This window comes from Burkholderia sp. 9120, from assembly GCF_000745015.1.
In the GTDB taxonomy this organism is placed as follows: Bacteria; Pseudomonadota; Gammaproteobacteria; order Burkholderiales; family Burkholderiaceae; genus Paraburkholderia.
The window spans coordinates 872,427-884,859 of record NZ_JQNA01000001.1; the positions used below are offsets into that span (position 1 = coordinate 872,427).

Consider the following 12,433-nt stretch of genomic DNA (forward strand, 5'->3'; position numbering starts at 1 on the left):
AACACTCCGCTATGGATCTGAACTTCACCCCTGAAGAAGAAGCCTTCCGCGCCGACGTGCAGACGTTCCTGCGCGATAAGCTGCCGCAGCGTCTCGCCGACAAGGTCCACGGCGGCCGTCGTCTGACGCGCGACGACATGGCCCAATGGCATGCGATTCTCAACGCGCAGGGCTGGCTCGCGAATCACTGGCCGAAGGAGTGCGGCGGTCCCGGCTGGAACGCGGTGCAGAAATTCATCTTCGAAAACGAATGCGCGTTGGCGGGCGCGCCGCGCGTCGTGCCGTTCGGCGTCAACATGCTCGGGCCGGTGCTGATCAAGTACGGCAGCGACGCGCAGAAACACCATTGGCTGCCGCGCATTCTCGACGGCTCGGACTGGTGGTGCCAGGGCTATTCGGAACCGGGCGCGGGCTCGGATCTCGCGGCGGTCAACACGCGCGCCGTACGCGCCATCGACGCGCAAGGCGAGCACTACCTCGTCAACGGCCAGAAAACGTGGACCACGCTCGGCCACTTCGCGAACATGATCTTCTGCCTCGTGCGCACCGACACCGACGCGCGCAAGCAGGCCGGCATCAGCTTCCTGCTGATCGACATGAACACGCCGGGTATCGACGTGCGTCCGATCATCACGCTCGACGGCGAACATGAAGTCAACGAAGTGTTTTTCACCGACGTGCGCGTGCCGGCCGAAAACCTCGTCGGCGAAGAGAACAAGGGCTGGACCTACGCGAAGTATCTGCTCACGTATGAGCGCACCAATATCGCGGGCGTCGGGTTCTCGGTGGCCGCCTTCAACCGGCTGCGCAAGATCGCCGCGAAGCAGCAGCGCAACGGCCGGCCGCTCGCCGACGATCCGTCGTTCGCGGCGCGCATGGCGCGCGTCGAGATCGATCTGGAGAACATGAAGACCACCAACCTGCGTGTGATCGCGGCGGTGGCGGGCGGCGGCGTGCCGGGCGCGGAAAGCTCGATGCTGAAGATTCGCGGCACCGAGATCCGTCAGGAAATCTCGTCGCTGACGCGTCGCGCGATGGGACCGTATGCGCAGCCGTTCGTCGAGGAAGCCTTGCACGATGGTTTCGACGGCGTGCCGGTCGGCCCCGCCGAAGCGGCGAGCGCCGCCTCGCTGTATTTCAACAATCGCAAGCTGTCGATCTTCGGCGGCTCGAACGAAATCCAGAAGAACATCATTTCCAAAATGATCCTGGGACTGTAAGGGGCGCACGTCATGAACTTCCAGCACACCGAAGACCGCCGCATGCTGGCGGACTCGCTGAACCGATTCGTCAGCGAGCAATACGGCTTCGACACGCGTGACCGGATCGGGCGCTCGGCGCAAGGTTTCAGCAGCGAATTGTGGGGCCGCTTTGCCGAACTCGGCGTGATCGGCGCGTTGTTCGACGAAGCGAACGGTGGATTTGGCGGCGGCGGGTTCGACATGTCTGTCGTGTTCGAATGCCTCGGCCGTGGGCTCGTGGTCGAGCCGTTTCTCGATACGCTGATGGTTGGGCAAGCGCTGGTGCGCAGCGGGAATGAAACGCAGCGGGCCTTGCTCGAAGGCTTGATCGATGGCTCGCGGATCGTTGCGCTCGCACATGGTGAGCCGGATGGGCACTATGAGTTGGCACGGGTGGCCACGCGTGCGCTGCGCGACGGGCAAGCTGATACCGATGGCGATGCTGATGGCCGCTCATGGCAATTGAACGGCTCGAAGGCGGTGGTCCAACACGGCGAGCATGCCGGGCTGTTTCTGGTTTCGGCCCGCACGCATGGCGCCGATGATGCGGAAGAAGGCATCAGCCTCTTCCTCGTGCCGCGCGACACGGCGGGCGTCAGCGTGCGCGGCTATCGCAAGATCGACGGCGGCCGCGCCGCCGAAGTGACGTTCGACCACGTCACGCTCGACGCCGGCGCGCTGCTCGGCACAGCGGGCGTTGGCTTCGCGACACTCGAATACGCTATTGGCTGCGGCGTGCTCGCGTTGTGTGCCGAGGCCGTCGGCGCAATGGATGTCGCGAAGGACCACACGCTCGAGTATCTGCGCACGCGCAAGCAGTTCGGCGTGCCGATCGGCAGCTTCCAGGCGTTGCAGCATCGCATGGCGGATCTGCTGCTCGAGATCGAGCAGGCACGCTCGGCGGTGATCAATGCCGCGGCCGCGCTGGGTGCGCCGCGCACGACGCGCGAACGGGCGTTGTCGGCGGCGAAATACAGCATCGGCAGAATCGGGGCGATGGTTGCCGAAGAATGCATCCAGTTGCACGGCGGCATTGGCATGACGTGGGAACTGCCGCTCGCTCACTACGCGAAACGCCTCGTGATGATCGATCATCAACTCGGCGACGAGGATCATCATCTCGAACGGTTTATCGCGCTCGGAGGAAGGTAGTATTCAGGGTCACCGCCGCACAATCCGCTGGACCCGCAGAAGCCTCAACCCTGATCGGAGCCGACATGGACGCCCTGAAGACGCTTCTCGAGCAGCAACCGTTGATGACGTTGTTCCTCACGATCGCGGCGGGCTATTTCGTCGGCGAGATCAACGTCAAAGGGTTTTCGCTCGGCGTCGGCGCGGTGCTGTTCGTCGCGCTGGCGGCCGGCTGGTTCGCGCCGAAGGCCGCGCCCGCGCCGATGATCGGCACGCTCGGCCTCTCGCTCTTTCTCTACACAGTCGGCGTTCAGTACGGCAAGCAGTTCTTTCTCGGCCTCACCAGCGCTGCGGGCCGACGCGCGAATCTGCTCGCGCTCGTGGGGGTGTTGTGTGCGGGCGCGGTGAGTATCGCGATTCAGAAAATCATGCAGCTCGATCCGGGCTATGCGCTCGGTCTGTTCTCCGGTTCCGGCACGAGCACGGCCGCGCTGCAGGCGGCGATCGCCGTGCTCGGCAACGACAACGCCGCGGTCGGCTATTCGGTTTCGTACCCGTTCGGCGTGGCTGGTCCGATTCTGCTGCTCTACCTGGCCTTCGCGATCCTGTCGCCGAAGATCAACACCGCCACGGGCGCGGGTCTGGATATTCTCGAAATCGCGCTGCGCAATCCGGACTTCTGCGGCAAGACAGTGAGCGAAGCACTCACCGGGTTGCCCGCCGACGTGCAGATCGTCGCCGTGCGCAGCGCGCATCACAATGCGCCCGCATCGCCCGAACTCGTGCTCGCTGAAAACGACGTGGTGCTGGCCGTGAGCCCGAATCAGGACGCGCTCGCCGAAGCCCGCACGCGTCTGGGCGAAGCGGCGCCCGGCCGCGTGCTGCGCGATCGCGGCGATCTGGATTATCTACGGGTGTTTGCGTCGCGCGCGAACGTGGTGGGCCGCCCGCTCGGCGAACTCGCGTTGCCCGACGGCTCGATCGTCGCGCATGTTCGGCGCGGCGACGCCGACATCCTGCCGCGTCCCGAACTCATGCTGGAATACGGCGATCGCGTCGGCCTGCTGACGAAACGCGCGATGTTTCCCACGCTGCGGACGTTCTTCGGCGACTCGATCAAAGGCACCGCTGAATTCAGCTACATCTCGGTCGGCCTGGGCATGGCGCTCGGCTTCCTGGCCGGTGCGCTGCAGATTCCGTTGCCGGGCCTCGGCAAGCTGGCGCTGGGTTTATGCGGCGTGCTGATCGTGGCGCTCTTGCTTGGCAAATTGCGCCGCACCGGCAGCATCAACTGGACCATGCCGCTGCCCGCGAATCTCGTAATGCGCAATCTCGGGCTGACGATTTTTCTCGCGCAAGTGGGCATGGCGTCGGGGCCAAAATTCGCCGCGACGGTCTCGCAAACGGGACTGCTGATGCTTGGCCTGGGCGCGCTCGTGCTGCTCGCGTTGGCGGTGCCGATTCTGATTCTCGGGCTGATGGTGTATCGGCTGCCGTATGACGAGGTCGCGGGGATTGTCGCCGGTGCGTGCGGTAATCCGGCGATTCTTGCGTTCGCCAACAAGCTCACGCCCACCGATCGGCCGGATATCGGCTACGCGATGATCTTCCCCGCGATGACGATCGTGAAGATACTGTTTGTGGATATCGTGCCGAAGCTGATGTGAACTCGCAAACCCAGCTCCGGAATAGAAAGAGCAAAAGAAAAAGGCCCTACAAGCGATGCTTGTAAGGCCTTGATATCTTGTGGTCGGGGCGAGAGGATTTGAACCTCCGACCACACGCCCCCCAGGCGTGTGCGCTACCAGGCTGCGCTACGCCCCGAACAGTTGAAAATTATAACAGACACTTCTTTCGATTAGAACCGCCCTGCACTAACAAAGTGAACTAGCGGCCCAGCAGATCGATCACGTGCAGCAACTCCTTGCGCAACTGCTCGACATCCACCGACGCGGCGGCGGCGGCGGCCGCCGGCGCTTGCGCGGTCGCGACGCTTTCACCTTCGTCAAGATCCTCGGCCGGCGCACCGCGCGCCCCGCCGCCATGTGAATCGAGACGATTGCGTGCGCCGTTGATCGTGAAGCCCTGCTCATAGAGCAACTCACGAATCCGTCTGATCAACAGCACCTCATGGTGCTGATAGTACCGACGATTGCCGCGCCGCTTGACCGGCCGCAACTGCGTGAACTCCTGCTCCCAGTAACGCAACACATGGGGCTTCACGCCGCATAGTTCGCTGACCTCACCAATCGTGAAGTAGCGCTTCGCCGGAATCGGAGGCAAGACGACTTTTTCGATCGTCGCTGTCATCGTCAGTTAGCCGTCGTGGTGGGTTGCGCAGGAATGCGCCAGTCGATCAGCGCGCGAAGCTCGCTTCAGCGCCGTTCTCAACCAGTGCCTTCAGCTTTTGACTCGCATGGAACGTCACAACCCGGCGCGCGGCGATCGGAATCGCCTCGCCGGTCTTCGGATTTCTGCCGGGACGCTGGGGTTTGTCGCGCAACTGGAAGTTGCCGAAGCCCGACAACTTCACGCTGTCGCCACTCTCCAGCGCGTCGCGGATCACCTCGAAGAACGCTTCGACCATGTCTTTCGCTTCCCGCTTGTTGAGCCCGACATTGTCGAACAGCAACTCGGCAAGTTCAGCTTTGGTGAGCGTCGGCGTTTCAGCAGAAACGACGGCGGGTGATGTCGGAATATCGCGAATCATGGCGCTGCGTTGCGCCGTAAGAAGGGCTTCGAAATCACTCGAGTTCATTTCATTCATATCTATCAAATGGCGCGCCATGCAAAAAACAAAGGATGCGGAAACAGCCGTGCAATTGTTAAATGCGGGTTATCCGCGCAACCGTGCGCCATATACTCGAGCCAGACGTTCCACTAGAGTTTGAATGGCCAGATCGACCGTCTCATCCTGAAGGGTTCCGCCAGTATCTTGCAAGGTCACACGGAACGCAAGGCTTTTCTCATGAGCGGCGAGACCGCCGGAAGTGTTTGATTTTGGACGGAATTCGTCGAAAAGCGCAACCTTCTGAACGCTCTTGCAAGCGGGTTCGGATTGCGCCTTCTGCAGTTCGTCCAACAGCGCCTGAACCTCGATTTTCTGATCGACAACCACCGCAATATCACGACGCACCGGCGGGAATTTAGACACGTCTGCAGGAATGGGCAATACCCGCTGCATTAATGCTTCCGATTCGATTTCAAACAGAATCGGCGCATGCGGCAAATCATATTTCTGCATCCAGCGCGGATGCAATTCGCCAATCCAGCCGACTGCGCGGCCATTCACTTCGATACGCGCGCTGCGTCCCGGATGCAGCGCCGGATGTTCCGCTTTCACGAAACGTGCCACTGCCGGCGCCAGCAAGGCTTCGAGATCGCCCTTCACGTCGAAGTAGTCGACCGTGCGGGTGGACGCGCCCCACTGCTCGTCGAGCGCCGGGCCGTAGGCGAGCGCGCCGATCATCTTCGGCTGCGCGAAACCTTCCACGGTGAGTTCGCCGGCCTTGATCGACGGATCATGCAGGAACACGCGACCGGCTTCGAACACGCGCACGCGATCCGCGGCGCGGCGATTCAGGTTCGTGCGCAGCACGTGGATCAGGCTCCCGAACAGCGTGGTACGCATGACCGACAACTGGCTTGCAATCGGATTGAGCAAACGCACCGGCTTGTCGTTGCCCGCGAAGTCCTGTTCCCACTCAGCGTCGACGAAACTGAAGTTCACCGTTTCCGCGTAATCGCGCGCGGCGAGTGCATGGCGGATCACGTGGATCGAACGCTGGGTTTCGTTGGTCGCGAGCATTTCGCTGGTTGCAACCGGCGGACGCGCGGGGATCTTTTCGAAGCCGTAGATCCGCGCGACTTCTTCGATCAGGTCTTCTTCGATTTCAATGTCGAAGCGGTACGACGGCGGCATCACCGAGAACGCGTCGTCGCTGCGCTCGAACGTGAGGCCGAGACGCGTGAAGATTTGCGCGATTTCATCCGCGTCGATCTTGATGCCGATGATGCGGTTCGCACGCGACACACGCATCTTCACCGGCTCGCGCTTCGGCACGTTGACGATCTGGTCGTCGACCGGACCGGCCGCGCCGCCGCAGATGTCGAGAATCAGTTGCGTGATGCGTTCGATGTGCTCGACCGTGGTCGCGTAGTCGACGCCGCGTTCGAAGCGATGGCCCGCATCGGTCGAGAAGTTGTACTTGCGCGAGCGGCCGCGAATGCTATCCGGCCACCAGAACGCGGCTTCCAGATAGATGTTCGTGGTGTCGAGCGTGACCGCCGTGCTGTCGCCGCCCATGATGCCGGCGAGACTTTCAATGTGCTGCTCGTCCGCGATCACACCGACGGTGTCGTCGAGCTCGACCGTGTTGCCGTTCAGCAGCTTGAGCGTTTCGCCCTTGCGGCCCCAGCGCACGTCCATGCCGCCGTGGATCTTGTCCAGATCGAACACGTGCGACGGACGGCCCAGTTCGAGCATCACGTAGTTCGAGATATCGACCAGCGCGGAGATGCTGCGTTGACCCGAACTTTCGAGACGCTGAATCATCCATTGCGGTGACTTCGCGCGTGCATTCACGCCGCGAATCACGCGACCCGAGAAGCGGCCGCACAGATCGGGTGCCGAGATTTTGACGGGCAGCGTTTCGTCGAGCGTGACTTGCGCCGGCTTGATCTCGAGCGGGCGCAACGATGCACCCGTGATCGCCGACGTTTCGCGCGCTACGCCGAACACCGACAGACAATCCGCCTTGTTCGGCGTCAGCTTGATCTCGAAAATCGTGTCGTCGAGATTGAGCGTTTCGCGGATGTCCTGGCCGATCGGCGTATCTTCCGGCAGGATCATCAGGCCGCTATGATCTTCCGACAGCTTCAGTTCGCGCGCCGAGCAGAGCATGCCCTGGCTTTCCACGCCGCGCAGCTTGGAGAGCTTGATCGCGAACGGCGCGGCGCCCTCTTCGGCCGGCGGCAATTGCGCGCCCACCAGCGCGACCGGCACCTTGATGCCCGGCGCCACGTTCGGCGCGCCGCACACGATGTTCAGCGTCGCGCCCGTGCCGGCGTCGACCTGACACACGTTGAGCTTGTCCGCGTCCGGGTGCTTGACGACTTCCAGCACCTGGCCGACAACGATCTTCGAGGTCGGCGGCGCAGCCGGCCGCAGGTCTTCAACTTCGAGACCGGCCATTGTCAACGCGTGCGACAGTTGGTCGGTCGTCAGTTGCGGATCGACAAAGGTTCTCAGCCAGGATTCCGGGAATTGCATGGTTCTGTGTACGTTCTGATCAGGTTAGGTCCACGTCCGGCAATGTTGCCCTGGTGCTTCTCTGGACTCTGCCGGGGACGCTGCGAACGGCACGCCTTGCATGCCATTCGCGCTCTATGCTTGTCGCGTTCGACCGCGCGGTTCAGGCGAATTGACGCAGGAAACGCAGGTCGTTTTCGAAGAACAGACGCAGGTCTTGCACGCCGTAGCGCAACATGGTGAGCCGTTCGAGGCCACTGCCGAACGCGAAGCCGATATAGCGCTCCGGGTCGAGACCCATGTTGCGAATCACCGTGGGATGCACCTGGCCGGAGCCCGAAATTTCGAGCCACTTGCCGGCGTTCTTGCCCGTTTCGAACAGCATGTCGATTTCAGCCGACGGTTCGGTGAACGGAAAATACGACGGACGGAAGCGCACGAGAATGTCGTCGCGCTCGAAGAATTTCTTCAGGAAGTCGGTGTAGACGCCCTTCAGGTCCGCGAAGCTGATGTTCTCGTCGATCCACAGGCCTTCGACCTGGTTGAACATCGGCGAATGGGTCGCGTCGCTGTCCACGCGATACGTGCGGCCCGGCACGATCACCTTGATTGGCGGCGTGTTGGTGCGCGCGTAACGCACCTGCATCGGGCTGGTATGGGTGCGCAGCAGCAGTTGACGGCCGTCGGCATCTTTGCCGTCGACGTAGAAGGTGTCCTGCATGGAACGCGCCGGATGGTTTTCCGGGCTGTTCAGCGAGGTGAAGTTGTACCAGTCGGTTTCGATTTCGGGGCCGTCGGCCACGTCGAATCCGATCGACCGGAAAATCTGTTCGACGCGCTCCCACGTGCGCATCACCGGGTGCAGGCTGCCTGCGCCGGTGCCGCGACCGGGCAACGTGACGTCGATGGCTTCAGCGGCGAGGCGCTGATTCAGCAACGCGTCGGCCAATGCCTGACGGCGGGCCGTCAATGCGGCTTCCACTTGTTGCTTGACGAGGTTGATCCGTGCGCCTTCGGTCTTGCGCGTTTCGGGATCGAGTTTGCCAAGGCCCTTCAATAGCTCGGTCAGCGCACCCGATTTACCAAGAAAGCGCGCTTTCTCGTTCTCGAGGGTGGTGACGTCGGAGGCTTCTGCGAAGGCTTTTTGCGCGTCGGCGACAATCTGGTCCAGATCCATTGATCCCATCATTTCAACGTCAGTGTTCAATCGAAGCAAAACTGGTTCTACCAACAAAAACGGGGCTCGGTGAGGAGCCCCGTTTTTGCTGCAGCGTCACCGAGACTACCGGATGTTCGCTACAACGAACCACGCAGTATTAATTGCCAGAAGCGCAATCAGGCTGCAACGGCGGCTTTCACCTGCTGAACGATCGCAGCAAAAGCAGCCTTGTCAAACACAGCCATGTCGGCCAGCACCTTGCGGTCGAGTTCGATCGAAGCCTTCTTCAGGCCGTTGATGAACACGCTGTACGTCATGTCGTGCTGACGCACCGCCGCGTTGATACGCGTGATCCACAATGCACGGAACACACGCTTCTTGTTGCGGCGATCGCGATAGGCGTATTGGCCTGCGCGCATGACCGCCTGCTTGGCGATGCGATAGACGTTATTGCGACGGCCGCGGTAACCCTTGGCCAGCTTGATGATCTTCTTGTGACGGGCCCGTGCGGTAACCCCACGTTTTACTCGAGGCATATCTTGCTCCTATGAGTTTCGGTTAAGGGTTAAGCGAACGGCAGCATTGCGCGCACGGAGTTCATATCTGCATCATGAACTGCCGTCGAACCGCGCAAGTGGCGTTTGTTCTTGGTGGTCTTCTTGGTAAGAATGTGGCGCTTGAAGGCCTGACCGCGCTTGACGGTACCGCCCGGACGCACCACGAAGCGCTTTGCAGCACTCTTCTTGGTCTTCATCTTCGGCATGACAACTCCATTATTAGATGGATATGGGTGTGCGGTCGGCCAGAAGCCATCACCCGCCCTTCGAAACCCATTCCACTTGGTATGCAGACCGCCAATACAACCGACGGCCGCTTTTCAGGAATCGGCGCGTAGTTCTGCGCCGTTCCGAAACCTGCAGATACCACACCGGACACCCGGCACAGCATCATTCAATCTCTCACCACCAGAGCGCGCGCCACACGGCACGCCGCCGCTCCAGCGGTTTACTTCTTTTTCTTCGGAGCGATCACCATGATCATCTGGCGTCCTTCCATTTTGGGCATCTGCTCGACCTGACCGACTTCGTCGAGGTCCGTGCGCAGGCGCTCAAGGACGCGCATACCGATTTCCTGGTGAGCCATTTCGCGGCCACGGAAACGCAACGTGATTTTCGTCTTGTCGCCGTCGTCGAGGAAGCGAATGAGGTTACGCAGCTTGACGTTGTAGTCACCGTCATCAGTGCCCGGACGGAATTTGACTTCCTTGACCTGGACAATCTTCTGCTTGAGCTTGGCCTCGTGCTGCTTCTTCGCTTCCGAGTACTTGAACTTGCCGTAGTCCATCAAGCGGCAAACTGGCGGTACCGCTTGCGGGGCGATTTCAACCAGATCGACATCCTGCTGTTCCGACATGCGGAACGCATCAGCGAGCTTCACGATGCCGAGCGGTTCGTTCTCGACTCCGACCAGACGCACCTCGGGTGCCGTAATTTCACCGTTGATGCGGTGCGCAGACTTATCAGTAGCGATGTTACGTTTCCTCTAAAATTTAAAAAAACGAGCCGGGCTGCCAAGTGGCTCAGTTGAACGACTGCACGTCATGGCGCAGACGCTCAATGAAGGTATCGAGAGGCATAACGCCCAGATCGACACCACCACGGGCACGCACGGCTACCGTTTGGGCTTCACGCTCTTTGTCGCCGACCACAAGCAGGTACGGGACCTTTTCCAGCGTGTGCTCACGTATTTTATAGCTAATCTTCTCGTTGCGCAAATCGGCCTCTACTCTAACCCCTTGTTTTTGCAACGATTGGGCTAGCGAGCGTGCATATTCGGTCTGATTTTCCGCGATATTCATCACCACAACCTGCATGGGCGCGAGCCAGGACGGCATTGCACCAGCGTGGTGCTCGATCAGAATGCCCAAGAACCGCTCCATTGATCCGACGATTGCCCGGTGCAGCATGATCGGCCGGCGACGGCCATTGTCTTCCGCGACGTATTCGGCGCCGAGGCGCTCCGGCAGCACCATATCGAGCTGCAGCGTACCGCATTGCCACGAGCGGCCGAGTGCATCCTTGATGTGATATTCGACCTTCGGACCGTAGAACGCGCCCTCGCCCGGCAACTCTTCCCACGTCACGCCGCACGCGGTCAGCGCTTCGCGCAGACCCTGCTCCGCGCGATCCCACGTCTCGTCCGTGCCGGCACGTGCGTCCGGACGCAGCGACAACTTGATCTCGACCTTGTCGAAGCCGAAGTCCTTGTACACGCTCATGGCCAGCGTGTTGAAGGCGATCGATTCGCTGATGAACTGGTCTTCGGTACAGAAAATATGTGCGTCGTCCTGCACGAAACCACGCACTCGCATCAGGCCATGCAACGCGCCCGACGATTCATTGCGGTGGCACGAACCAAACTCCGCGTAACGCAGCGGCAGATCGCGGTACGAACGCAAGCCGTGGTTGAACACCTGCACGTGACCCGGGCAGTTCATCGGCTTGATCGCGTAGTCGCGCTTTTCCGATTCCGTCGTGAACATATTTTCACGATAGTTCTGCCAGTGGCCCGACGCTTCCCACAGCGAGCGGTCCATGATCATCGGCGTCTTGATTTCGAGGTACCCGGCGTCGTTCACGCGACGACGCATGTACTGCTCGACCTGCTGCCACAGCGTCCAGCCGCGCGGATGCCAGAACACCATGCCCGGCGACTCGTCCTGCATATGGAACAGATCGAGTTGCTTGCCGAGTTTGCGGTGGTCGCGTTTTTCGGCCTCTTCGAGCATGTGCAGATACGCTTCCTGGTCTTCTTTTTTGGTCCAGGCCGTACCGTAGATGCGCTGCAATTGCTCGTTCTTCGAATCGCCACGCCAGTAGGCGCCCGCCACCTTCATCAGCTTGAAGACTTTCAACTTGCCAGTGGACGGCACGTGCGGGCCACGGCACAGATCGGTAAAGCCGCCATGCGAGTACAGCTTGATATCGTCGCTGGACGGAATCGATTCGATGATCTCGGCCTTGTACTTTTCGCCGATGCTCTTGAAGTAGTCCACTGCTTCTTCACGCGACACCACGCGGCGCGAAACCTGCTCGTCTTTCTTGGCGAGTTCCTGCATGCGCTTCTCGATCTTTTCCAGATCTTCCGGCGTGAAGGGGCGGCTGTACGCGAAGTCGTAGTAGAAACCGTTGTCGATCACCGGGCCGATCGTGACCTGCGCGTCCGGGAACAGATCCTTCACCGCGTACGCGAGCAAGTGCGCCGTGGAGTGACGAATGATGTCGAGACCGTCGGCGTCTTTTTCGGTGACGATGGCGAGCGCCACGTCGTGATCGATCAGCGCGGACGTATCAACCAGTTCACCGTCGATCTTGCCGCCGAGCGCAGCCTTCGCGAGGCCGGGGCCGATCGAGGCGGCCACTTCGGCGACGGTCACCGGATGCTCGTACTGTCGAACAGAACCGTCAGGCAGACGTATCGAAACCATTGTGTTCTCCGTGGTGCCGACCGGCGGTGGCACATACAACCAGGTCTAAAAAGCCAAAAAAAATGCGGCCCCGCTTTCGAGGGGCCGCATTCACATTTCCTGCAAACTACATTGGCGAAATTGGTCCTCGACTAGCGTCGCTCCGAAGTAGTTTCGGTCAACGT

General features: G+C 60.9%; 11 protein-coding genes and 1 tRNA gene. 3 read left to right on the forward strand and 9 right to left on the reverse strand.

Features of this window, described 5'->3' with window-relative positions; translation table 11 throughout:
• The first annotated feature begins 11 nt into the window (after window positions 1-11).
• From FA94_RS03805 to FA94_RS03815, 3 genes are all read left to right on the forward strand, one after another.
• Window positions 12-1,220 (forward strand): acyl-CoA dehydrogenase family protein, encoded by a 1,209-nt coding sequence (locus FA94_RS03805; protein WP_035546900.1) that lies wholly within the window; start codon window positions 12-14, stop codon window positions 1,218-1,220.
• A gap of 12 nt (window positions 1,221-1,232) precedes the next feature.
• Entirely contained in the window at window positions 1,233-2,393 is a 1,161-nt protein-coding gene (locus tag FA94_RS03810; protein WP_035546903.1) for an acyl-CoA dehydrogenase family protein, read from the forward strand.
• A 65-nt stretch (window positions 2,394-2,458) separates the two neighbouring features.
• The gene (locus tag FA94_RS03815; protein ID WP_035546906.1) at window positions 2,459-4,039 is read left to right on the forward strand and encodes an aspartate:alanine exchanger family transporter; all 1,581 of its coding nucleotides are present in this window, start codon (window positions 2,459-2,461) and stop codon (window positions 4,037-4,039) included.
• Between the two features lie 80 nt (window positions 4,040-4,119).
• On the opposite strand, the gene FA94_RS03820 is transcribed toward FA94_RS03815, so the two are convergent.
• The 9 genes from FA94_RS03820 to thrS form a co-directional block, all read right to left on the reverse strand.
• Window positions 4,120-4,196, reverse strand: a tRNA-Pro gene (locus tag FA94_RS03820).
• Between the two features lie 63 nt (window positions 4,197-4,259).
• Window positions 4,260-4,682, reverse strand: a complete 423-nt coding sequence (locus FA94_RS03825; RefSeq protein WP_035546908.1) for a MerR family transcriptional regulator — start codon at window positions 4,680-4,682, stop codon at window positions 4,260-4,262.
• 46 nt (window positions 4,683-4,728) lie between these two features.
• Entirely contained in the window at window positions 4,729-5,139 is a 411-nt protein-coding gene (locus FA94_RS03830; RefSeq protein ID WP_035546911.1) for an integration host factor subunit alpha, read from the reverse strand.
• A gap of 69 nt (window positions 5,140-5,208) precedes the next feature.
• Window positions 5,209-7,644, reverse strand: coding sequence for a phenylalanine--tRNA ligase subunit beta (gene pheT, locus FA94_RS03835; protein WP_035546913.1), 2,436 nt, complete (start codon window positions 7,642-7,644; stop codon window positions 5,209-5,211).
• A 142-nt stretch (window positions 7,645-7,786) separates the two neighbouring features.
• A complete protein-coding gene (gene pheS / locus FA94_RS03840; protein WP_035546916.1) occupies window positions 7,787-8,800 on the reverse strand; it encodes a phenylalanine--tRNA ligase subunit alpha in 1,014 nt (337 codons plus the stop codon).
• A 158-nt stretch (window positions 8,801-8,958) separates the two neighbouring features.
• Window positions 8,959-9,318 carry a 50S ribosomal protein L20 gene (gene rplT, locus FA94_RS03845; protein ID WP_006052502.1) on the reverse strand — a complete coding sequence of 120 codons (360 nt, stop codon included), beginning with the start codon at window positions 9,316-9,318 and terminating at the stop codon, window positions 8,959-8,961.
• Between the two features lie 29 nt (window positions 9,319-9,347).
• Complete coding sequence (rpmI, locus tag FA94_RS03850) at window positions 9,348-9,545, reverse strand: 50S ribosomal protein L35 (protein ID WP_012433738.1); 198 nt, start codon at window positions 9,543-9,545, stop codon at window positions 9,348-9,350.
• Window positions 9,546-9,787: 242 nt separating this feature from the next.
• Complete coding sequence (gene infC, locus FA94_RS03855; RefSeq protein WP_081935657.1) at window positions 9,788-10,312, reverse strand: translation initiation factor IF-3; 525 nt, start codon at window positions 10,310-10,312, stop codon at window positions 9,788-9,790.
• Between the two features lie 49 nt (window positions 10,313-10,361).
• The gene (gene thrS, locus FA94_RS03860) at window positions 10,362-12,269 is read right to left on the reverse strand and encodes a threonine--tRNA ligase (protein WP_035546922.1); all 1,908 of its coding nucleotides are present in this window, start codon (window positions 12,267-12,269) and stop codon (window positions 10,362-10,364) included.
• Window positions 12,270-12,433: the final 164 nt, after the last annotated feature.

Coding starts and splice junctions, on each gene's coding strand:
- FA94_RS03805 (WP_035546900.1), top strand. CDS start 12: ATGGATCTGAACTTCACCCCTGAAGAAGAAGCCTTCCGCGCCGACGTG.
- FA94_RS03810 (WP_035546903.1), top strand. CDS start 1,233: ATGAACTTCCAGCACACCGAAGACCGCCGCATGCTGGCGGACTCGCTG.
- FA94_RS03815 (WP_035546906.1), top strand. CDS start 2,459: ATGGACGCCCTGAAGACGCTTCTCGAGCAGCAACCGTTGATGACGTTG.
- FA94_RS03825 (WP_035546908.1), bottom strand. CDS start 4,682: ATGACAGCGACGATCGAAAAAGTCGTCTTGCCTCCGATTCCGGCGAAG.
- FA94_RS03830 (WP_035546911.1), bottom strand. CDS start 5,139: ATGAATGAAATGAACTCGAGTGATTTCGAAGCCCTTCTTACGGCGCAA.
- pheT (WP_035546913.1), bottom strand. CDS start 7,644: ATGCAATTCCCGGAATCCTGGCTGAGAACCTTTGTCGATCCGCAACTG.
- pheS (WP_035546916.1), bottom strand. CDS start 8,800: ATGGATCTGGACCAGATTGTCGCCGACGCGCAAAAAGCCTTCGCAGAA.
- rplT (WP_006052502.1), bottom strand. CDS start 9,318: ATGCCTCGAGTAAAACGTGGGGTTACCGCACGGGCCCGTCACAAGAAG.
- rpmI (WP_012433738.1), bottom strand. CDS start 9,545: ATGCCGAAGATGAAGACCAAGAAGAGTGCTGCAAAGCGCTTCGTGGTG.
- thrS (WP_035546922.1), bottom strand. CDS start 12,269: ATGGTTTCGATACGTCTGCCTGACGGTTCTGTTCGACAGTACGAGCAT.